Below are 21325 nucleotides of genomic sequence, written 5' to 3'. Positions count from 1 at the left end.
GGTGAGGGCCATGTGGGGGACGGGGCGGGCGGATAACCCGGTGGGGAGTTGGGCACCACTCCTCACGGGTCCGCGCCGAGCGCCGCGGGGCGGGCGGAACGGGCGGCGTGCCCCGTTGCCGCGCGCCTTGGGCCGATTTATCGTCCCAGCACGATGCGCGAGCAAGATCACAAAATGTGAAGGGGCCGCGACATGGTGGCGAAGAAGACCGCCGCGAAGCAGTCCCCGGCCGGTGCCGGGGCCCCCGGGCCCGCCGGTTCCCCGGGCGATCCCGTGCCCCCCGAGGGCACGCCCGGGAGGGAGCCGGCGGAGCGACCGGCCGCGAGTCCCGCCGCCGGGAAGGCCCCGGCGAAGAAGGCCCCCGCCAAGAAGGCCCCCGCCAAGAAGGCGACCACCAAGAAGGCGGCCGCGAAGAAGGCCGCCGCGAAGAAGGCGACCGCGAGCGGGGCCCCCGCGGAGAAGACCGCGGCGAGGAAGCCCCCCGCGAAGAAGGCCGCGGCCAGGAAGAGTGCCGCCGGTGACTCCCCGGAACCCGACGCGGCCGAGGCCGGCGGCGGGGAGCCGGGTGGGAAGAAGTCCGTGAAGAAGGCCGTCGGCCGGAAGGCCGCCGCGAAGAAGCAGACAGGAGCCAGGACGGTGGCAGCGAAGAAGACCGCGGGTGGCGTCACGACCGCCGACGACGAGGCGGCCGTGCCCCCGGCGCGTACCGGTGAGCTCGCGGTGCGGCCCGGCGAGGACCCCTGGACGCCGGAGGAGGTCGCCGAGGCGCGCAGCGAGCTCCAGGCCGAGGTGCTGCGGCTCCGCAGCGAGCTGGTCCACTCCCAGGAGGAGCTGACCGGCCTCATGCGGGACTCCGGGGACGGGGCCGGCCACGACGAGGCCGACACCGGCACCAAGAACATCACCCGCGAGCACGAGCTCGCCCTGGCGGCGAACGCGCGGGAGATGCTGGAGCAGAGCGAGCACGCCCTGGAGCGGCTCGACGCGGGCACGTACGGCCTCTGCGAGGTCTGCGGCAGACCCATCGGCAAGGCCCGCATGCAGGCGTTCCCCCGCGCGACCCTGTGCGTGGAGGACAAGCAGAAGCAGGAGCGGCGGGGCTAGCGGGTTCCTCCGGATCGGGCCGGGCCCCGGCCCGATCCGGAGGGGGCGGTCCGGACCGCCCCGACGTGCGGAGACCGGCGGTACGGGCTGCCGGTCTCGTACGTCTGTGCCGTACCCTCGGTGCACGGTCAGGCAACGAGGTACGAGGGACACACTCACGTGGCAGAGGCGGAGAGCGTCATCGGTACGCCGGATTCAGCAGGGGCCGAGGACTCGGCCGGCCAGGAGCGGGGGCCCGAGGAGGCGCCGAGGGGCAGGCGGCGGATCGTCGCGCTCTTCGTGGTGGCCGTCCTCGCCTATCTGCTCGACCTCGGCAGCAAGATCGTCGTGGTGGAGAAGCTGGAGGGCCGCGAGCCCATCAAGGTCATCGGGGACCTGCTCCGCTTCGAGGCGATCCGGAACCCCGGCGCGGCCTTCGGCATGGGCGAGGCGTTCACGATCGTCTTCACCGTGATCGCGGCGGCCGTCATCGTGGTGATCATCCGGCTGGCCCGCAAGCTCTACAGCCTGCCCTGGGCGATCGCGCTGGGCCTGCTGCTCGGCGGTGCCCTCGGCAACCTCACGGACCGGCTGTTCCGCTCGCCGGGCGTCTTCGAGGGCGCGGTCGTGGACTTCATCGCCCCGGCCCACTTCGCCGTCTTCAACCTCGCCGACTCGGCGATCGTCTGCGGCGGCATCCTGATCGTGATCCTGTCCTTCCGGGGCCTGGACCCGGACGGCACCGTCCACAAGGACTGAGCGGGCAGGACCGAGCACTCCCGGCACAAGGCATACTCGACGGGTGAGCACGAGTCCCGAGATCCGCACCCTGCCCGTTCCCGATGGCCTGGAGGGCGAGCGCGTCGACGCCGCCATCGCCCGTATGTTCGGGTTCTCCCGTACGAAGGCGGCCGAGCTCGCCGCGGCGGGGAAGGTCCAGGTCGACGGCGCAGTCGTCGGCAAGTCCGAGCGGGTGAGCGGCGGGGCGTGGCTGGAGGTCGAGATGCCGGGTGCCCCCGCGCCCGTGCAGGTCGTCGCCGAGCCCGTGGAGGGCATGGAGATCGTCCATGACGACGACGACATCGTCGTGATCATGAAGCCGGTCGGGGTCGCGGCCCACCCGAGCCCCGGCTGGACCGGCACCACCGTCATCGGCGGCCTCGCCGCCGCCGGCTACCGGATCTCCACCTCCGGCGCCGCCGAGCGCCAGGGCATCGTGCACCGGCTCGACGTCGGCACCTCCGGTCTGATGGTGGTCGCCAAGTCGGAGTACGCGTACACCTCGCTCAAGCGCCAGTTCAAGGAGCGGGTGGTCGACAAGCGCTACCACGCGCTGGTCCAGGGCCACCCGGACCCGCTGAGCGGCACCATCGACGCGCCGATCGGCCGGCACCCGAACCACGACTACAAGTGGGCCGTGACCGCCGACGGCAAGCCGTCCGTCACCCACTACGACCTCATCGAGGCGTACCGGGCGGCCTCGCTGCTCGACATCAAGCTGGAGACCGGCCGCACCCACCAGATCCGGGTGCACATGTCGGCCCACCGCCACCCCTGCGTCGGCGACCTCACCTACGGCGCCGACCCGACCATGGCCAAGCGCCTCGGGCTGACCCGCCAGTGGCTGCACGCCGTCCGGCTGGGCTTCGAGCACCCCGGCGACGGCCAGTGGGTCGAGTTCGCCTCCACCTACCCGGACGACCTGCGCGTCGCCCTGGACCGCATCGAGGCGGAGAGCCGGTGAGCGAGGCCTACGCGGTCCGCGAGGCCGTGGCCGAGGGCGACCTGGAGGCGTGCTTCGCGGTGCGCCGCGAGGTCTTCGTCGAGGAGCAGGGCGTCCCGCGGGAGATCGAGTACGACACGTACGACTCCACCGCGGTGCACGTCGTGGCCGTCCGCGCGGACGGCGTGCCGCTGGGCACCGGCCGGCTGCTGCACGGCTCCGACGCGGTCGGCAAGACCGGTGCGGACGCCTCCGTGGGCTCCCTCGGCCGGCTCGCGGTCGCCGGTGCGGCGCGCGGCCTCGGGATCGGCGCCGCGCTGGTCAGGGCCATCGAGGACGCGGCCCGGGAGCGCGGTCTGACCGCCGTCGACCTGCACGCCCAGACGCACGCGCTCGGCTTCTACGAGCGGCTGGGCTATGTGGCGTACGGCGGGGAGTTCCCGGACGCGGGGATCCCGCACCGGGCGATGCGGCGCGTGCTCTGACCGGACCCGTCGGTCGGTCCGCCGCGGCACCCGTTCCGTACCACGGCGGACATCTACCCCCGACAAGGGGGTAATCGCGGCCAAAACGGACGTACGTGACAGGGTGGGGCCGTGGATCAATTGGCCCTCCTGTTCCTGCTGCTCCTCGGCGCCGTGCTCACCGTCCCCCTGGGGGAGCGGCTGGGGCTGCCGGCGCCCGTCCTGATGACGCTCCTCGGGATCGCGCTGGCCTTCCTGCCCTTCGTGCCGAACGTCGACATCCCGCCCGAGTTCATCCTGCCGCTGGTGCTGCCGCCGCTGCTCTACGCCTCCGTGCAGCGGACCTCCTGGCGGCAGTTCGCGGCGAACCGGCGGCCGATCTTCCTGCTCGCGGTCGCCCTGGTCTTCGTCACCACGGCCGCCGTCGGCGCGGTCGCGGACGTACTGGTGCCCGGGATCCCGCTGGCCGCCGCGCTCGCGCTGGGCGCCCTGGTCGCGCCGCCCGACCCGGTCGCGGCGACCGCCGTGGCCGGGTCGCTCGGGCTGCCCCGCCGGCTGGTGTCGATCCTGGAGGGCGAGGGGCTGTTCAACGACGTCACCGCGATCGTGCTGTACCACGTGGCCATCGCGGCCGTGGTGAGCGGCGAGTTCTCCTGGCCGGAGGCGCTGGGCGAGCTGGTCCTGTCGGCGGTCGTGGCGGTCGCCGTCGGCCTCGCGCTCGGCTGGGTCACCAACAAGCTGATGGGCTTCCTCGGCGACGCCACCCTCCAGACCGGGCTCACCCTCCTCGTCCCCTTCGTCTCCTACGTCCTCGCCGAGGAGCTGCACGGCTCCGGCGTGCTCGCGGTTCTTGTCACCGCGCTCTTCCTCGCCGAGTACGCGGTCGACGCCGACGACGTGATGGGCCGGCTCGCCGGGCAGACCTTCTGGGAGATCGTCGACACCCTCGTCACCGGCATCGCCTTCGGCCTCATCGGCCTCGAACTGATCCACGTCTTCGGCGTCGCGGAGGGCAGGGTCGGCGAGATGCTCGGCTGGGGCGCCGTGGTCGTCGCCGTGGTCGTCGGGGTCCGGCTGCTGTGGCTGCTGCCGGCCACCTGGCTGGCGAAGCGGCTGCACGACCGCAGGGACGTGGCCGAGGAGATCCCGATGAGCTGGCGGGAGACCGTCGTCATGTGGTGGTCCGGGATGCGCGGGGTGGCCTCGGTGGCGCTGGCCCTCGCCATCCCGCGGACCACCGAGGACGGTTCGCCCTTCCCGGGCCGGGACGAGCTGATCTTCATCGCCTTCTGCGTGATCATGGCCACGCTCGTCGTCCAGGGGCTCACCCTGCCCTGGCTGGTGCGCAGGCTGGGGGTGAAGGCCGACGCGGACGCCGAGCGGGCCTTCGAGCGGGAGCTGGCCGTCCGCGCCGCCAAGGCGGCCAAGCGGCGCCTGAAGGAGATCGAGGAGTTCGAGGAGCTGCCCGAGGAGGTCGCCGAGCGGCTCCAGCGCGGGGCCTACGACATCGGGGCGCGGATCAGCCCGGACATGGTGGACGAGGAGCGGCGGGCCGCCTTCACGGAGCGGGCCGAGCGGGTGAGGAAGGCCCAGTCGATCCAGCGGGAGATGATGTCGGCCGCCCGGCACGCGGTCCTGTCCGCGCGCAGCGAGCCCGGTGCCGACCCCGAGGTGGTGGACCGGGTGCTGCGGCAGCTGGACGTCCGCTCGATGCGCTGACCTGCCGCTTCCGTGAGCCGGTCGGCCGCGGGTGGCAGGATGGCGGCCATGGACATCATGCTCTTCCACTCGGTGCACGGAGTGCGCCCGGCCGTCGAGGCGGCCGCCGAACGACTGCGGGCCGCCGGCCACCAGGTCTGGGTGCCGGACCTCTTCGACGGCTGGACCACCGAATCGGTCGAGGAGGGCATGGCGAAGAAGGACGGGATCGGCTCCGACGAGCTGCTGCGGCGCGCGGTGCTCGCCGCCGCCCCCTACTCGGAGCGCGGTCTCGTCTACGCGGGCTTCTCCTTCGGGGCCTCGGTCGCGCAGACCCTGGCGCTCGGCGACGAGAAGGCCCGCGGGCTGCTGCTGCTCCACGGCACCTCGGACCTCGCGCCGAACGCCTCGGTGGACGAGCTGCCCGTCCAGCTGCACGTGGCCGAGCCCGACCCCTTCGAGACGGACGACTGGCTCTCCGCCTGGTATCTCCAGATGCGGAAGGCGGGGGCGGAGGTCGAGGTGTACCGCTACCGGGGTGCCGGACACGTGTACACGGACCCGGAGCTGCCGGACTGGGACGCCGAGGCCGCGGAGCGGACCTGGGCGATCGCGCTCGACTTCCTCGACGGGCTGGACGAGGAGAAGTGACGGGGGCGGCCCCCGGGGGAGGGTTCCCCCGGGGGCCGTTCAGCGCGCGCGGACGGGCCGTCAGGCGCGGTACGCGGTCCAGTGGTCGTTCATCCGGGTCACCTGGCCCGAGGTGAACTGGTACATGCAGGAGTCGTACGTGTAGTCCATGAAGTTGTGGATCGGGTCCGCGCCGGTCTTGGAGGCGCAGGAGTCACGGCCGGTCGGGCACTCGTAGGCCGGGGACTTCTCGGCCGGGGTGTCGCTGACGTAGTCGCCGTTGCCGTTGCAGCCGCCCTGGAAGGTGTGGTAGAGGCCCATCCAGTGGCCGACCTCGTGCGTGCCGGTGTCCCCCTGGTTGTAGTTGGCCGCGCTGCCGCCGGGGAGCGAGCCGTCGAGGAGGACGACGCCGTCCATCGACGGGTTGGAGTCGTACGAGGACGGGAAGGTCGCCCAGCCGAGCAGGCCGCCGCTGAGCTTGGCGGTGTAGACGTTCAGCGCGTTCGAGCCGCCCTTGCGGAGCGTCTGCTTCATCTGCTTCTCGGCGGTGGATCCGGAGGCGAGGTTGTACCAGCTCGCGTTGTCCGTGTAATCGGTGCCGGCCAGCGAGAACTGGAAGCCGGTGTTCGCGTTTCCGGTGCCCTGGCCGCCGAAGGCCGAGTTCAGCACGTTCATCTGGTTGTTGATGGCGGTGGCGCTGAGCTTGCCCGTCGTACCGCTGTGGACGACGTGGAAGTAGACCGGGATGGTCACGGCGGCGGCCGCGTCGGCCTGGGCGCTCACCCGGCCGTTCGACCGGGCGGCGGCCAGCTTCTTGCGCAGGTCGTCGTCCATGGCCTTGGCCTTGGTGGCGGTGACCTCGTTGGGCTCGTGGGCGTGGCTCTCGGCGCCGCGCTCCTTGCGGGCTCCGGAGAGGGCGGCGTCGTCGTCACACTCCTCGGCGGAGGCGCCGGCCAGGGTGGGGGAGGCCTGGGCGACGACGGGGGCGGAGAAGGGTGCCAGGGCCAGGGTTCCGGCCAGGACGGCGGTGCCGAGCACACGACGTGAAGTACGCGGCGATATACGGACAAGAGCACGCACAGGTGACTCCTCGCGGGGGGTGTGTGGAGAGGTACTTCCTCGCCACGGCGGGGAGATTACGCGTCCATGTCAGACGCCGTTGAGCGGTGATCAAGCCCAATCATCCGTGCGGCAATTCGGGTCATCGGGAAGAAATTCTTGCGTGCCTTCCGGAGTTTGAGACGGCGACGTAACGAAAGGTGCGCCGGTGACGGATGGTGTGTCCGGATTCGAACCCCCGGAACCACCACCCGCCGTAGCCATGTGATCTTCCGTTAACACGAAGGATCATGGCTGAAAATCGACGGTCAGATGACCGGCTGGTACACCCGCTCGACACGCTGCGTACCGCTGAGTGTCCGGTAGGAGCGGGCCCAGGCCGTCGTCGCGGCCGGGTCGCGCTTGTCGGAGACCGTGTAGTAGTCCATCTGCGAGCGCTCGGCCGTCACGTCGAGCACGCCGTAGCCGTGGTGGTCCATGTCCACCCACTTCACGTGCCGGTTGGCCGCCTTCACCGCGCCCGCGGCCACCACCGAGAGGGTGCCCGGGGCCACGTTCAGCAGGTCGTCCAGGTTGTCCGAGGTCACCGAGGTGACCACGAACTCGGTGGCCACCGAGGCGGAGAACGGGTACGTGGCGGCCTTGGCCGGCACGTCGTTGGCCCACGCCATGTGGATGTCCCCGGTCAGGAAGACGGTGTTGCGGACGGCCCGGGAGCTCAGGTGCCCCAGCAGCTCCTTGCGGTCGTCGGTGTAGCCGTCCCACTGGTCGACGTTGACCGCGATGCCCTCGGCCGGCAGCCCGAGCAGCTCCGCGAGCGGCTTCAGCAGGTGCGCCGGGAGCGAGCCGAAGGCGACCGGCGAGATCATCACCGAGGTGCCGACCAGCTGCCAGGCGGCGTCGGAACCGGCCAGACCGGACTTCAGCCAGTCGAGCTGCGCGCGGCCGGTGAGCGTACGGTCGGGGTCGTCGACCGAGCCGGAGCCGGTCTTCGCCTGGGCGGAGCGGAAGGAGCGCAGGTCCAGCAGGTGCAGATCGGCCAGCCTGCCGAAGCGGATCCGGCGGAAGACCGTGCCCTCGGTGGAGGCGCGGACCGGCATCCACTCGAAGTAGGCCTGCTTGGCGGCCGCGACCCGGGCCGCCCACTCGCCTTCGGCGCCGGGGGTGTGGTTCTCGGCGCCGCCGGTCCAGGCGTCGTTGGCGAACTCGTGGTCGTCCCAGATCGCCACCACCGGGTGGGCCGCGTGCAGGGCCTGGAGGTCCGGGTCCGTCTTGTAGTGGCCGTGGCGGATCCGGTAGTCGGCCGACGAGACGATCTCGTGGCGCGGCTCGTGCGCCCGGACCGTGTCCTCCGCCTTCGGGTAGACCCCGCTCGCGTACTCGTAGACGTAGTCGCCCAGGTGCAGGATCGCGTCCAGGTCGGCGCGGCCCGCGAGATGGCGGTAGGCGGAGAAGTGGCCGGCCTCGTAGTTGGCGCAGGACACCACGCCGAAGCGGACGCCCGGCGTGGCGGCGTCGACGGCCGGGGCGGTGCGGGTCCGGCCGGTGGTCGAGGCGGTGCCGCCGGCGGTGAAGCGGAAGAAGTAGGAGGTGGCCGGGCGCAGTCCGCGGACGTCGGCCTTGACCGTGTGGTCGGCGGCGGCGCCCGTGGTGGCCGAACCCGAGGCGGCGATCCGGGTGAAGGCCCGGTCCTCGGCCACCTCCCAGTCGACGCGGACGTCCGCGCCGAGCCCGGAGCCGGGCACGGCCTCGGGCGAGGGGGTGACGCGCGTCCAGAGCAGGACGCCGTCGGGCAGCGGGTCGCCCGAGGCGACCCCGTGCAGGAAGGCGGGCGCCGGGGCGTCCGCGTGGGCCGGCGCGGCCGCGCCGAGCAGCGCGGGGGTGGCGACGGCGGTGACGGCGGCGGCCTTGACGACCGTGCGCCGCGTGGGGGCGGGAGATATGGAGTGACTGGTCACGGCCAGTCAGATTACTGACGGGTACGAAAGGTTGACAGGCGGAATCCGGAAAGTTCTCCGGGGCTTCGCCCGCCGCTCACGACGATGTCCCGCCGACCCCTCCGCCCGGCCGCGGTTGTCGCCGCGGGCCCCTTCGCGCGTCGGCCTTTGCGCCGCCTGCCGCTCGGGCCGGTCGGGCCGCTCCGCTCGGGCCGGTCGGCCCCTCCGGCCCGCCGGCCTGCGGCCCCTTCCGTATCCCGGCCCGCCGGCCCGCGGCCCGTTCCGTACCCCGGCCCGGCCCGCGCCGACGGGGATGGACGGGGTGGACGGGCCGGGGGCCCCGACGGGGGCGCGGACACGGGGGGCGCAGACCGGGGCGCCGGGCCCGGGATCAGCCGGCGAGCGCCGGGTCCAGCGCCGCCCTGAACGCCTCGGCCGTCATCGGCGCGCTCTCCGAACCCTCGGCGGTCACGGCCTTGCCGTCCATCTTCAGCGTCGGCGTGCCCCGCACGCCGCTGTCGCTGAAGGCCTTCGACATCTTCATCGCCCAGGCGTCGAAGGTGCCGTTCTCCACGTTCTTCTTGAAGGCGGCGTTGCCCTTCAGCGCCGGGACGGTGTCCGCGACCTCCAGCAGGTAGGAGTCCTTCGCGAACTTGTCGTCGTTCTCCTCCGGGTGCCACTGCGCGGAGTAGAGGGCCGACTTGTACTTCAGGAACGCCTCGGGGCTGACGTCGAGCGCCGAGCCCAGCGCCGACAGGGCGTTCTTCGAGCCCTCGCCCCGGGCCATGTCGTCGATGAAGGTCGCGCCGACGTACTTGATCTTGTACTTGCCCGCCTCGACGTCCTTCTCGATGGTCGGGCCGACACCCTGCTCGAAGGTCGCGCAGACCGGGCAGCGGGCGTCCTCGTACACCTCCAGGGTCTTCTTCGCCGACTCCTTGCCGATGACGACGGTGGTGCCGTTCTCGCCCTCGGTGTTCTTCGGCGCCGTGATCGTCTTCGCGTCGGCGGCGGTCTCCCACGCGGTGGGCTGGTTGGCCTGGACGACCGCGTAGCCGATGCCGCCGGCGACGGCGAGCACCGCCACCGCCGAGACGCCGACGATCAGCTGCCGGCGGGTCCGGTCCTTCTTCGCCTGGAGCTCGCGCTCCGCGCGCAGACGCTCGCGGGCGGCAGCCTTGTTGGCCTGGTTGTTGCGTGCACTCATGGTCGTGGTTCTCCGGAAGGAAGGGGGAAGGGGGATCGATTCGGGCCGTGCGCTCTCAGACGAGAGCGAGCGATTCCCGCGGCGGTCCCCGCCGCCCCACGGAGTGCACGAGCAGCCGGGTGCGGGACGCGCGCGGCCGGGGTGCCGGGCGCGTCGGGACCGGCGCCGCCGGACGGTCCGCGCCCGCCAGGGCCGCGAGCAGTCCGAGCGGCCGGAAGGCCGAGGCCGCCATCGCGCCCAGCAGCCGCGCCAGCGCGCGCTCCCCGCCGCGCAGCCAGCAGGCCGCGGAGAGGCCGACCAGCACGTGGGCGCCCAGCAGCAGCCACGGCAGCGCCGGATCGGAGGAGGCGAGCACCGCCGCGGCGCCGTCCTCGGGCGCCGCGACCCCGGGCAGCGGCGTGCCGACGGCCCCGCCGCACAGCACCTCCACGCCGAAGGAGCGCAGCGCGCCGGCGACCGGCCCGCCGGCGGGGCCGTAGCAGACCGCCTGTCCGGAGGTGAAGAGCGTGTCGGCGGCCAGCTCCAGCGGGACGAGCAGTCCGGCGATCGGGCCGAAGCCGCGCTCGCGGCCGGCCAGCGCGTACGCCACGGCGAAGACGCCGGCGGCGACCGGCAGGACCGTGCCCAGCGGCAGCGGCACCTGCGAGAGCAGCACATGGGAAGCCACGGACAGCGTCACGACCAGTGCCGTGAAGACCGCCGCCCGCAGCGCCCTGAGCCGCGTCCCTGCCATGTCCATCGTCGGACGAGTCTGCCACGGAGACTCGTAAGGGGTCCCTAAGGAGAAGCTGTGGCCCCGGCTACAGGCCCGGTATCCGGCCGTTCCGGAAGAGGTCCACGAAGATCTGGTGGTCGGCACGCGCGCGTGCCCCGTAGGCGTGGGCGAAGTCCACCAGGAGCTCCGTGAAGCCCTCCTCGTCGGCCGCGATCGCCCCGTCGATGGCCCGCTCCGTGGAGAACGGCACCAGCGAGTGGCCGCTCGACTCGTCCGCCGCGGCGTGCATGGTCGCGGTCGCCCGCCCCAGGTCGGCCACGGTCGCCGCGATGTCCCGCGGGTCGTCGATGTCCGACCAGTCGAGGTCCACCGCGTACGGCGACACCTCGGCCACCAGCTGCCCGGCCCCGTCCAGCTCCGTCCACCCCAGCCACGGGTCGGCGTGCGCCTGGAGCGCGCGCTGCGAGATCACCGTGCGGTGCCCCTCGTGCCGGAAGTACCCCCGCACCTCCGGGTCCGTGACGTGCCGCGAGACCGCCGGGGTCTGCGCCTGCTTCAGATAGATCACGACGTCGTTCTCCAGGGCGTCGCTGTGCCCCTCCAGGAGGACGTTGTACGAGGGGAGGCCGGCCGAGCCGATGCCGATCCCGCGCCGCCCGACCACGTCCTTCACCCGGTACGAGTCGGGGCGGAGCAGGCTCGACTCCGGCAGCGTCTCCAGATAGCCGTCGAAGGCCGTCAGCACCTTGTGGCGGGTCGGCGCGTCCAGCTCGATCGCGCCGCCGCCGGACGCGAAGCGGCGCTCGTACTCCCGTATCGCGGTCATGGAGTCGAGGAGTCCGAAACGGGTCCTCGCGCGGGCTTCGCGGAGCGCGGCCAGCAGGGCGCCGTCGGCGGTCTCCAGGGTGAAGCCGGGCACCTCGTCGCCCTTGGCGCCGGTGGCCAGGAGGTGGATCCGCTCCCGGTAGGCGGCCGCGTAGATCCGGACCAGCCGGGTGATCTGCTCGTCGCTCAGCGCCTTGGCGTAGCCGATCAGGGCGAGTGAGGCGGCGAGCCGCTTGAGGTCCCAGGTGTAGGGGCCCACGTAGGCCTCGTCGAAGTCGTTGACGTTGAAGACCAGGCGCCCGTTGGCGTCCATGTAGGTGCCGAAGTTCTCCGCGTGCAGGTCGCCGTGGATCCACACCCGGGCGGTCCGCTCGTCCAGGAACGGGCCGCCGTGGGCCTCCCGCTCCAGGTCCCGGTAGAAGAGGCAGGCGGTGCCCCGGTAGAACGCGAAGGCGGATCCGGCCATCTTCCGGAACTTGACCCGGAAGGCCGCCGGGTCGGCGGCGAGCAGCTCGCCGAAGGCGGTGTCGAAGACGGCGAGGATCTGCTCACCGCGCTCCGCGGCGGTGGGCTGGGGGACCGACATCGAGGGTGCCTCCTGGTGGCGGGCGCATCACGAGAATGTTCACGACAATACGGACAGCTGTTCCACGGTGCTCAACGTGTGACCCCTGCCCCGAGTGCCCGCCGATCGTCACTCCGGCGACGTAGACTTCCACGGTCCCCCCAGCCACCCCCGTGACCGCTACGGAGACCCCGCGCCGTGACCAAGCCGCCCTTCACGCACCTCCACGTCCACACCCAGTACTCCCTGCTGGACGGTGCCGCGCGGCTGAAGGACATGTTCAACGCGTGCAACGAGATGGGCATGACGCACATCGCCATGTCCGACCACGGCAACCTGCACGGCGCGTACGACTTCTTCCACTCGGCGAAGAAGGCGGGCGTGACGCCGATCATCGGCATCGAGGCGTACGTCGCCCCCGAGTCCCGGCGGAACAAGCGGAAGATCCAGTGGGGCCAGCCGCACCAGAAGCGGGACGACGTCTCGGGTTCCGGCGGCTACACCCACAAGACGATCTGGGCGGCGAACTCCACCGGCCTCCACAACCTCTTCAAGCTGTCCTCCGACGCCTACGCCGAGGGCTGGCTCCAGAAGTGGCCCCGGATGGACAAGGAGACCATCTCGCAGTGGTCGGAGGGGCTCATCGCCTCCACCGGCTGCCCCTCGGGCGAGCTCCAGACCCGGCTCCGTCTCGGCCAGTTCGACGAGGCCCTGAAGTCGGCCTCCGAGTACCAGGACATCTTCGGCAAGGACCGGTACTTCCTGGAGCTGATGGACCACGGCATCGAGATCGAGCGCCGGGTCCGCGACGGACTCCTGGAGATCGGCAAGAAGCTCGGCATCCCGCCGCTGGTCACCAACGACTCGCACTACACGTACGCGCACGAGTCGACCGCGCACGACGCCCTGCTCTGCATCCAGACCGGCAAGAACCTCTCCGACCCGGACCGCTTCCGCTTCGACGGCACCGGCTACTACCTCAAGTCCACGGACGAGATGTACGCCATCGACTCCTCGGACGCCTGGCAGGAGGGATGCGCCAACACGCTCCTGGTCGCGGAGCAGATCGACACCGACGGCATGTTCGTCGAGAAGAACCTCATGCCGAAGTTCGAGATCCCGGAGGGGTTCACCGAGGTCACCTGGTTCCGCGAGGAGACCATGCGGGGCATGCACCGCCGGTTCCCCGGCGGCATCCCGGAGGACCGCCTGAAGCAGGTCGAGTACGAGATGGACACGATCATCTCGATGGGCTTCCCCGGCTACTTCCTCGTCGTCGCCGACTTCATCATGTGGGCGAAGGCGCAGGGCATCGCGGTGGGCCCCGGCCGAGGCTCCGCCGCCGGCTCCATCGTCGCGTACGCCATGGGCATCACCGACCTCGACCCGATCCCGCACGGACTGATCTTCGAGCGCTTCCTCAACCCCGAGCGCATCTCCATGCCCGATGTCGACATCGACTTCGACGAGCGCCGGCGCGTCGAGGTCATCCGGTACGTGACGGAGAAGTACGGCTCCGACAAGGTCGCCATGATCGGCACCTACGGCAAGATCAAGGCGAAGAACGCCATCAAGGACTCCGCGCGCGTCCTCGGCTACCCCTACGCCATGGGCGACCGGCTCACCAAGGCCATGCCCGCCGACGTCCTCGGCAAGGGCATCGACCTCAACGGCATCACCGACCCCTCGCACCCGCGGTACGGCGAGGCCGGCGAGATCCGCGCGATGTACGAGAACGAGCCCGACGTCAAGAAGGTCATCGACACCGCCCGGGGCGTCGAGGGCCTGGTCCGGCAGATGGGCGTGCACGCGGCCGGCGTGATCATGTCCAGCGAGCCCATCGTCGACCACGCGCCGATCTGGGTGCGCCACACGGACGGCGTGACCATCACGCAGTGGGACTACCCCCAGTGCGAGTCGCTCGGCCTGATCAAGATGGACTTCCTGGGCCTCAGGAACCTCACGATCATGGACGACGCCGTCAAGATGGTGAAGGCCAACAAGGGCGTCGAGCTCGACCTGCTGGCCCTGCCGCTGGACGACCCCAAGACGTACGAACTGCTCTGCCGGGGTGACACCCTCGGCGTCTTCCAGTTCGACGGCGGCCCCATGCGCTCGCTGCTGCGGCTGATGAAGCCCGACAACTTCGAAGACATCTCCGCCGTGTCCGCCCTGTACCGGCCGGGCCCGATGGGCATGAACTCGCACACGAACTACGCCCTGCGCAAGAACAAGCAGCAGGAGATCACCCCGATCCACCCCGAGCTGGAGAAGCCGCTCGAAGAGGTGCTCGCGGTCACCTACGGCCTGATCGTCTACCAGGAGCAGGTGCAGAAGGCCGCCCAGATCATCGCCGGCTACTCGCTGGGCGAGGCCGACATCCTGCGCCGCGTCATGGGCAAGAAGAAGCCCGAGGAACTGGCGAAGAACTTCGTCATCTTCCAGGAGGGCGCGAAGAAGAACGGCTACAGCGACGAGGCCATCCAGGCGCTCTGGGACGTCCTGGTCCCCTTCGCCGGCTACGCCTTCAACAAGGCGCACTCCGCCGCGTACGGCCTGGTCTCCTACTGGACCGCCTACCTCAAGGCGAACTACCCCGCCGAGTACATGGCGGGCCTGCTGACCTCGGTCAAGGACGACAAGGACAAGTCCGCCGTCTACCTCAACGAGTGCCGCCGCATGGGCATCAAGGTGCTCCCGCCGAACGTGAACGAGTCCGAGTCGAACTTCGCTGCCCAGGGCGACGACGTCATCCTCTTCGGCCTCTCCGCCGTGCGGAACGTCGGCACCAACGTCGTCGAGTCGATCATCAGGTCGCGCAAGACCAAGGGGAAGTACTCCTCCTTCCCCGACTTCCTCGACAAGGTCGAGGCCGTCGTCTGCAACAAGCGGACCATCGAGTCGCTGATCAAGGCCGGCGCCTTCGACGAGATGGGCCACACCCGCAAGGGCATGGTCGCCCACCACGAGCCGATGATCGACAACGTGGTCGCGGTCAAGCGCAAGGAGGCCGAAGGACAGTTCGACCTCTTCGGCGGCATGGGCGAGGAGGCGAGCGACGAGCCCGGCTTCGGCCTCGACGTCGAGTTCTCCGACGTCGAGTGGGAGAAGTCCTACCTGCTCGCCCAGGAGCGGGAGATGCTCGGCCTGTACGTCTCCGACCACCCGCTCTTCGGCATCGAGCACATCCTGTCCGACAAGACGGACGCGGCGATCTCCCAGCTCACCGGCGGCGAGCACGCCGACGGCGCGGTCGTCACCATCGGCGGCATCATCTCCGGCCTCCAGCGGAAGATGACCAAGCAGGGCAACGCCTGGGCCATCGCCACCGTCGAGGACCTGGCCGGCTCCATCGAGTGCATGTTCTTCCCCGCCACCTACCAGCTGGTCTCCACCCAGCTGGTGGAGGACACGGTCGTCTTCGTGAAGGGCCGCCTCGACAAGCGCGAGGACGTGCCCCGGCTCGTCGCCATGGAGCTGATGGTCCCCGACGTGTCGAACGCCGGGACCAACGCGCCGGTGATCCTCACCATCCCCACCGTCAAGGTGACCCCGCCGATGGTGAGCCGGCTGGACGAGATCCTCCGCCACCACAAGGGCAACACCGAGGTGCGGATCAAGCTCCAGGGCCCCCGCTCCACCACCGTGCTCCGCCTCGACCGGCACCGGGTGACGGCCGACCCCGCCCTCTTCGGCGACCTCAAGGTGCTGCTCGGCCCCGCCTGCCTGGCCGGCTGACCCGGTCCCGCGCACGCGCAAGGGGCGCGCCCGTCGTCACGGGCGCGCCCCTTTGCCGTACGGTCCGGGCGTCAGTTGTGGCCGAAGCGCTTCTGACGGCCCTTCCGCGCCATGTCACCGGGGGTGACCTGGGAGGCGCGGCTCTCGGCCTGGGACTCCATCGACGACTGCTGCGCCTGCTGGGCACCGCGCTCGGCCGGCGACGACTGCTGCTTCTGACGGTTCTGGTTGCGGTTCTTGGCCATGGGGATGATGCCTCCTCGAAGGGACCTGGGGGCCAGGGCCGCTGTCAGACTCACACACGGGAGAAACCGCCGCATTTTGGATCATCACGGTCGGTGAGGACGCCCCTCGCACGGACGGGCCGGCGCTCCGCCACGCCGATGATCCAGTTCCGGCGGTCAACCCCCGGGCGGTCGGGCAGACTCGACGGATACCCGGAGCACCTGAGATCCCGAGTCCGGCCGAGATCCGAAAGAAGGTGGAGCACGTGGACCGATGCGTCGTTCTGGTGGACGCCGGCTATCTGCTGGGGGCCGCCGCCAGCCTGCTCGCCGGGGAACCGGCCCGCTCCCGCATCAGCGTGGACCACGCCGGACTCATCCAGCAGCTCAGGGAACGGGCCGAGACCGAGACCGGCCTCCCCCTCCTGCGCATCTACTGGTTCGACGGCGCCCCCGACCGGGTGCCCCAGCCCGAGCACCGCCGGCTCCGCGTCATGCCCCGGGTCACCGTCCGGCTGGGCGCCCTGACCCGCAGCGACGGCCGCTGGGCCCAGAAGGGCGTCGACGCGGCCATGCACACCGAGCTCACCGAGCTCGCCCGCAACCGCGCCTGCACCGACATCGTCCTCGTCACCGGCGACGGCGACCTGCTGCCGGGACTCATGTCCGCCAAGGAGCACGGCGTCGCCGTCCACCTCTGGGCCGTCCAGGCCGCCGACGGCGACTACAACCAGTCCGAGGACCTGGTCGCCGAGGCCGACGAGCGCCGGGTCCTCGACCGCGCCTGGATCACCCGGGCCGTCCGCGCCAGGGACCTCACCGGCCTCTGCGCCCCGCCGCCGGTGCCCCGCCCCGAGATCGCCGCCATCCTCTCCGCACCCCTGCCCGAGGCCGCCCTCGCCTCCGCGGAGCGGGCCGCCGAGGCCGCCGCCGCGGCGGCGGCGCGCACCGGCCGCCCCGGCGCCGACGGGGCCCCCGGACCCACCGCCGACGGCCACGGCCCCGCCGCCCCGGCCCCCGTCCCCGGCAAGGCCGTGCCCACCCCCAAGGACCTGGCGGGACTGCGCCCGCCCGCCGCCGCGCACCCCCAGGCCCCCGCCCCCCAGCCGGCCAGCGCCCTGCGCTGGTCCTCCGACCGGGGCTGGGTCGAACGGCCCGCGACCACCCTCGGCGAGCCGCCCGAGACCGCCTCGCTGCCCACCCTCGCCCAGCTCACCAGCGCCGAGCAGCGCTGGGCCGACCGCGAGGAGGACATCACCACCGTCGGCGGCGACCCCTTCGAGGTCGGGCAGGTGTTCGCCCGCCGGTGGCTGGAACGGCTCCCCGAGCAGAGCCACGTCCAGCGGCTCTCCGTCCTCTACCCCCGCATCCCGCACCGCATCGACGGCGAACTCCTCCGCTACGCCGCCCGGTTCGGTCTCCTCGCCCACAAGGACGACCAGATCGACGAGCACGACCGCTACGCCATCCGCGCCGGGTTCTGGCGCGAGATCGACGTCCGCGCCGCCGCCGAACACGCCCCCGCGCCCGGACCCGGCCCGGCGACCCCGTAGGCTCTTCCCCCGTGAGTACGGTGTGCGCGGTGCGGGACCTGGTCAAGACGTACCCCGCCACGCGCGGCGGGCGCCGAGCCCCGGCGACCCCCGAGGTGCGGGCCACCGACGGGATCAGCCTCGACGTGCGCGGCGGCGAGATCTTCGGTCTGCTCGGCCCCAACGGGGCCGGCAAGTCCACCCTGGTCCGCCAGCTGACCGGACTGATGCGCCCCGACTCCGGCTCCGTCACGCTCCTCGGCCACGACCTCGTCCGCCACCCGGAGCGCGCCTCCCGCCTCCTCGCCTACCTCGGCCAGGAGTCCACCGCCCTCGACGAGCTGACCGTCGCCCTCGCCGCCGAGACCACCGGCCGGCTGCGCGGCCTCACCGCCGCGGAGGCCCGCGCCGAGCGGGACGCCGTCCTCGACGAACTGGGCCTCGCCGAGCTCGCCGGCCGCCCCCTCAAGAAGCTCTCCGGCGGCCAGCGCCGGCTCGCCTGCTTCGCCACCGCCCTCGTCGGCCACCGGCCCGTCCTCGTCCTCGACGAGCCCACCACCGGCATGGACCCGGTCGCCCGCCGCGCCGTCTGGGCCGCCGTCGACCGCCGCCGCGCCGACCACGGCACCACCGTCCTGCTCGTCACCCACAACGTCATCGAGGCCGAGACCGTCCTCGACCGGGTCGCCGTCCTCGACCGCGGCCGGGTGATCGCCTGCGACACCCCCGCCGGGCTGAAGGAGCGCGTCGCCGGCGAGGTCCGCGTCGAGCTGGTCTGGCGCGACACCGCCCCGCTCGGCCTCCCCGAGGTCGCCGCCCTGCGCCCGTCCGCCGAGGAGACCGGCCGCCGCTGGGTCCTCCGGCTCGCCCCCGACGCGGCCCGCGCCGCCGTCGCCGCGGTCACCGGCGGCGCCGCCTTCGCCGCCCTCGACGACTTCACCCTCGCCACGCCCAGCCTGGAGGACGTCTACCTCGCCCTCGGCGGCGCCGCCCGCGAAGGGCTGGTGAAGGCGTGACCCCTTCCCGTACGCACCGCGCCCGCACCCCTTCCCGTACGCACCGAGCCCGCACCGCCCGCGCGCACCCGGCGCACCCCGCCTCCCGCACCACCGGCGTGATCCCCCACGTGCCGCACGTCACCCCCAGGAGCTGTCCGCGTTGAGCACCCTGCCCGCCGAGGCGCTGTCGGCCCGCGTGCCGGCCGCTCCGGCCCGGGACGCCGAGGAGGCCGCGCCCCTCGCCCCGACCGCCCGGCTGCTGCCCTCCCTCGCCGCCGTCTACAAGGCGCAGCTCTCCCGGGCGCGCGTCGCCCGCATCCCGCTGCTCTTCGTCGCCACCTTCCAGTCCATCGGGATCATGATCCTGATGCGCGGGGTCGTCGACGGCGGTTCCGAGGCCCGCGCCGTCGTGGCCGGCTCCACCGTCCTCGTCGTCGCCTTCGTCGCCCTCAACCTGCTCGCCCAGTACTTCGGCCAGCTCCGGGCCTCCGGCGGCCTCGACCACTACGCCACCCTGCCCGTGCCGCCGGCCGCCGTGGTCCTCGGCGCCGCCGCCGCGTACGCCTCCTTCACCGTCCCCGGCACGCTCGTCACCGCCGTCACCGGCGCCGTGCTCTTCGGGCTGCCGCTCGGGCACCTGTGGCTGCTCGCCGCCGTCGTCCCGCTCTCCGGCGCCGCCCTCTCCGGGCTCGGCGCCGCCCTCGGCCTGCTCGCCCCCCGCCAGGAACTGGCCACCCTCCTAGGTCAGCTCGGCATGTCCGCCGCGCTGCTCCTCGGCGTGCTGCCGGCCGAGCGGATGCCGGCGCCGATCGGCTGGGCGCGGGACCTGCTGCCCTCCACGTACGGCGTCGAGGCCCTGGGCCGCGCCTTCGACCGGCACCCGGACTGGGCCGCCGTCGCCCTCGACCTGGCCGTCTGCGGCGCCGTCGGCGTCCTCTCGCTGGCCGTCGCCACCTGGGCCTACCGCAAGGCCGCGGTCCGCTGAGGCGGGCCACAGGCACACCTGGCACGATGGCGGGGTGACCGCACCCCTGACACCCTCCCAGCCCCCGCCGCACGACCCCGCGTGGCCCCCGCCGCCCCCGCCCCACCAGGGCCCGGGCGGTGACCCGATCACCGGGGCCGAGGTCGTCCAGGGGCTCGTGGTGACGGCCGCCTCGGCGCTCGCGGGCGCCCTGCTCGGCGTGCTCTGGGTGTGGCTCGCGCCCTCGGTCCGGCTGATCTCCGACGGCGAGGGCGTCTACCTGCGGAACTCCGAGGGGGAGGCCGCGATCGGTGCCGACGGCACCTTCGTCCTCCTGGCCCTCGCCTTCGGCGCGGTCGCCGGACTCGTCGTCTTCCTCGCCCGGCGCAAGGGCGGCGTCCCGCTCGTGCTGGGGCTCGCCGTCGGCGGTGTCCTCGGCTCGCTGCTGGCCTGGTGGCTGGGGACGAAGCTGGGTCCGACCTCCGACGTGATCGCGCACGCCAGGGCCGTCGGCCCCGAGGTCGTCTTCGACGCCCCGCTGAAGCTCCAGATGGGCGCCGCGGCGATGCTGGCCTGGCCGCTCGCCGCCATGGTCGTCCATCTGGTCCTGACCGGGATCTTCGGCCCCCGCGACCCGGAGCCCGGCCCCTGGGACACCTACAAGCGCTGAGCCCCGGTCACACCGCCCCGGTCAGCCGCGGCCGATCGGGGCCAGGACCGCCGAGGTGAGCGCGGCCAGGTCGGCGGGGGAGAGCTCGACCTCCAGACCCCGTCGGCCCGCCGAGACGCAGATCGTCCCGTGCTCCGACGCCGAGGCGTCCAGCACCGTCCGCAGCCGCTTGCGCTGCCCCAGCGGCGAGATCCCGCCCCGCACGTAGCCGGTGGTCCGCTCGGCCGCCGCCGGGTCCGCCATCACCGCCCGCTTGCCGCCCACCGCCGACGCCAGCGCCTTCAGGTCCAGCTGCCCGGCGACCGGCACCACCGCCACCGTCAGCTCGCCGTCGACGTCCGCCACCAGCGTCTTGAAGACCCGGTCGGGCGTGACGCCGAGCGCCTCCGCCGCCTCCTCGCCGTACGACGCGGTGGCCGGGTCGTGCTCGTAGGCGTGCAGGGTGTACGCCGTGCCCGCCGCGGCCAGCGCCACCGTCGCCGGGGTGCCGCCGCCGCTCTTCTGCTTCTTCTTCGCCACCGGGACGTCCTCGGTTCCCTCGGTCGGTCAGTTCGGGTACGTGGGCGCCTGGGTCAGCTCCACCGCCGGCAGCGACGGCAGGTGCCGCAGCACCGCCGTCTCGGCGCGCAGCAGCGCGAGCTCCTCGCGCAGCCGGAGCGTGGTGTCCGGCGCCTCCAGGAGCCGCTGCTTCGTCGGGATGTCCACCATGGTGGCGGCCGCGACCAGATACGACACCACCGACGGGTCGTCGGGCAGCTCGGCGGTCGTCAGCGACCGCTCCCGCGCCCCCGCCAGCCGCTTCTGGTACGAGCGGAAGGCCCGCAGCACGCCCTCGGCCAGCGCCTCCGCCTCCTCGCCAGGAGCCTCCGGGATCTCCTCGGTCTCGGCGGTCAGGAAGGGGCCGCTCGCGTCCACCGAGCGCAGCCGCACCCGGGTGGTGCCGGTGACCATCACCTCGTACGAGCCGTCCCCCCGCTGCCGGATGCTCGCCGCGTCGGCGACGCACCCCACCGGGTGGAAGCTGCGGAGCGGGTCCGGTCCGAAGCCGGCGGCCGGGCCCTTCTCGGGCAGCGCGGTCGGGTCCGGCATGCCGGGCGCGGTCGGCGCGACCTCGTGCCCGTCCCGGATCGCGACCACGGCGAACCGCCGCGGCTCGGAGGCGTCGATGTCGAGCAGGGCGCGCATCATGGCGCGATACCGCTCCTCGAAGACGTTGAGCGGCAGCACGAGGCCCGGGAACAGCACCGCGTTGAGCGGAAAGAGAGGCAGGCGAGCGGTGGTCACAGCGGCCAA

At 72.5% G+C, this 21325-nt stretch carries 19 protein-coding genes; 11 read left to right on the top strand and 8 right to left on the bottom strand.

Annotated elements, in window-relative coordinates:
* Positions 1 to 192: 192 nt before the first annotated feature.
* The 6 genes from ACF1BN_RS10820 to ACF1BN_RS10795 all read left to right on the top strand — a co-directional run bounded on the left by ACF1BN_RS10820 (position 193) and on the right by ACF1BN_RS10795 (position 5619).
* Positions 193 to 1104 (top strand): TraR/DksA family transcriptional regulator, encoded by a 912-nt coding sequence (locus ACF1BN_RS10820; RefSeq protein WP_392331249.1) that lies wholly within the window; start codon positions 193 to 195, stop codon positions 1102 to 1104.
* Positions 1105 to 1263: 159 nt separating this feature from the next.
* Positions 1264 to 1842 (top strand): signal peptidase II, encoded by a 579-nt coding sequence (gene lspA, locus ACF1BN_RS10815; RefSeq protein WP_387270766.1) that lies wholly within the window; start codon positions 1264 to 1266, stop codon positions 1840 to 1842.
* Between the two features lie 43 nt (positions 1843 to 1885).
* On the top strand, positions 1886 to 2827 hold the full coding sequence (locus ACF1BN_RS10810) for an RluA family pseudouridine synthase (RefSeq protein WP_392331248.1): 942 nt from the start codon (positions 1886 to 1888) through the stop codon (positions 2825 to 2827).
* Positions 2824 to 3291, top strand: a complete 468-nt coding sequence (locus tag ACF1BN_RS10805) for a GNAT family N-acetyltransferase (protein WP_392331247.1) — start codon at positions 2824 to 2826, stop codon at positions 3289 to 3291. Before ACF1BN_RS10810 ends, ACF1BN_RS10805 begins: the two co-directional genes overlap by 4 nt.
* 111 nt (positions 3292 to 3402) lie before the next feature.
* Entirely contained in the window at positions 3403 to 4989 is a 1587-nt protein-coding gene (locus ACF1BN_RS10800; RefSeq protein ID WP_392331246.1) for a Na+/H+ antiporter, read from the top strand.
* Between the two features lie 48 nt (positions 4990 to 5037).
* On the top strand, positions 5038 to 5619 hold the full coding sequence (locus tag ACF1BN_RS10795) for a dienelactone hydrolase family protein (RefSeq protein ID WP_392331245.1): 582 nt from the start codon (positions 5038 to 5040) through the stop codon (positions 5617 to 5619).
* 60 nt (positions 5620 to 5679) lie between these two features.
* On the opposite strand, the gene ACF1BN_RS10790 is transcribed toward ACF1BN_RS10795, so the two are convergent.
* From ACF1BN_RS10790 to ACF1BN_RS10770, 5 genes are all read right to left on the bottom strand, one after another.
* Entirely contained in the window at positions 5680 to 6636 is a 957-nt protein-coding gene (locus ACF1BN_RS10790; protein WP_392331244.1) for a zinc metalloprotease, read from the bottom strand.
* A gap of 329 nt (positions 6637 to 6965) precedes the next feature.
* Complete coding sequence (locus tag ACF1BN_RS10785) at positions 6966 to 8615, bottom strand: alkaline phosphatase D family protein (protein WP_392331243.1); 1650 nt, start codon at positions 8613 to 8615, stop codon at positions 6966 to 6968.
* 370 nt (positions 8616 to 8985) lie between these two features.
* The gene (locus ACF1BN_RS10780; RefSeq protein WP_392331242.1) at positions 8986 to 9801 is read right to left on the bottom strand and encodes a DsbA family protein; all 816 of its coding nucleotides are present in this window, start codon (positions 9799 to 9801) and stop codon (positions 8986 to 8988) included.
* A 55-nt stretch (positions 9802 to 9856) separates the two neighbouring features.
* Positions 9857 to 10540 carry a hypothetical protein gene (locus ACF1BN_RS10775; protein ID WP_392331241.1) on the bottom strand — a complete coding sequence of 228 codons (684 nt, stop codon included), beginning with the start codon at positions 10538 to 10540 and terminating at the stop codon, positions 9857 to 9859.
* 61 nt (positions 10541 to 10601) lie between these two features.
* Positions 10602 to 11927 carry a DUF2252 domain-containing protein gene (locus ACF1BN_RS10770; RefSeq protein ID WP_392331240.1) on the bottom strand — a complete coding sequence of 442 codons (1326 nt, stop codon included), beginning with the start codon at positions 11925 to 11927 and terminating at the stop codon, positions 10602 to 10604.
* Positions 11928 to 12104: 177 nt separating this feature from the next.
* Between ACF1BN_RS10770 and dnaE the strand changes: the two genes are divergently transcribed.
* Positions 12105 to 15644, top strand: a complete 3540-nt coding sequence (dnaE, locus tag ACF1BN_RS10765; protein WP_392331239.1) for a DNA polymerase III subunit alpha — start codon at positions 12105 to 12107, stop codon at positions 15642 to 15644.
* Between the two features lie 71 nt (positions 15645 to 15715).
* Here dnaE and ACF1BN_RS10760 read toward each other — a convergent pair whose 3' ends face one another.
* A complete protein-coding gene (locus ACF1BN_RS10760) occupies positions 15716 to 15889 on the bottom strand; it encodes a hypothetical protein (RefSeq protein WP_383822428.1) in 174 nt (57 codons plus the stop codon).
* Between the two features lie 236 nt (positions 15890 to 16125).
* Between ACF1BN_RS10760 and ACF1BN_RS10755 the strand changes: the two genes are divergently transcribed.
* From ACF1BN_RS10755 to ACF1BN_RS10740, 4 genes are all read left to right on the top strand, one after another.
* A complete protein-coding gene (locus ACF1BN_RS10755) occupies positions 16126 to 17421 on the top strand; it encodes an NYN domain-containing protein (RefSeq protein WP_392331238.1) in 1296 nt (431 codons plus the stop codon).
* A gap of 20 nt (positions 17422 to 17441) precedes the next feature.
* Positions 17442 to 18416 (top strand): ABC transporter ATP-binding protein, encoded by a 975-nt coding sequence (locus tag ACF1BN_RS10750; RefSeq protein WP_392331458.1) that lies wholly within the window; start codon positions 17442 to 17444, stop codon positions 18414 to 18416.
* 142 nt (positions 18417 to 18558) lie between these two features.
* Complete coding sequence (locus ACF1BN_RS10745) at positions 18559 to 19383, top strand: ABC transporter permease (RefSeq protein ID WP_392331237.1); 825 nt, start codon at positions 18559 to 18561, stop codon at positions 19381 to 19383.
* 34 nt (positions 19384 to 19417) lie between these two features.
* Positions 19418 to 20032 carry a DUF2567 domain-containing protein gene (locus ACF1BN_RS10740; RefSeq protein ID WP_392331236.1) on the top strand — a complete coding sequence of 205 codons (615 nt, stop codon included), beginning with the start codon at positions 19418 to 19420 and terminating at the stop codon, positions 20030 to 20032.
* 21 nt (positions 20033 to 20053) lie between these two features.
* Here the strand turns inward: ACF1BN_RS10740 and ybaK are convergent, their stop codons facing one another.
* The gene (gene ybaK / locus ACF1BN_RS10735; RefSeq protein WP_392331235.1) at positions 20054 to 20551 is read right to left on the bottom strand and encodes a Cys-tRNA(Pro) deacylase; all 498 of its coding nucleotides are present in this window, start codon (positions 20549 to 20551) and stop codon (positions 20054 to 20056) included.
* Between the two features lie 27 nt (positions 20552 to 20578).
* Entirely contained in the window at positions 20579 to 21316 is a 738-nt protein-coding gene (locus ACF1BN_RS10730) for an LON peptidase substrate-binding domain-containing protein (protein ID WP_392331234.1), read from the bottom strand.
* Positions 21317 to 21325: the final 9 nt, after the last annotated feature.

This window comes from Streptomyces sp. NPDC014861, assembly GCF_043081625.1.
Lineage (GTDB): Bacteria > Actinomycetota > Actinomycetes > Streptomycetales > Streptomycetaceae > Streptomyces.
This window is presented reverse-complemented; position numbering and strand designations above follow the sequence as displayed.

Coding starts and splice junctions, on each gene's coding strand:
- ACF1BN_RS10820 (WP_392331249.1), top strand. CDS start 193: ATGGTGGCGAAGAAGACCGCCGCGAAGCAGTCCCCGGCCGGTGCCGGG.
- ACF1BN_RS10795 (WP_392331245.1), top strand. CDS start 5,038: ATGGACATCATGCTCTTCCACTCGGTGCACGGAGTGCGCCCGGCCGTC.
- ACF1BN_RS10780 (WP_392331242.1), bottom strand. CDS start 9,801: ATGAGTGCACGCAACAACCAGGCCAACAAGGCTGCCGCCCGCGAGCGT.
- ACF1BN_RS10775 (WP_392331241.1), bottom strand. CDS start 10,540: ATGGACATGGCAGGGACGCGGCTCAGGGCGCTGCGGGCGGCGGTCTTC.
- ACF1BN_RS10770 (WP_392331240.1), bottom strand. CDS start 11,927: ATGTCGGTCCCCCAGCCCACCGCCGCGGAGCGCGGTGAGCAGATCCTC.
- ACF1BN_RS10760 (WP_383822428.1), bottom strand. CDS start 15,889: ATGGCCAAGAACCGCAACCAGAACCGTCAGAAGCAGCAGTCGTCGCCG.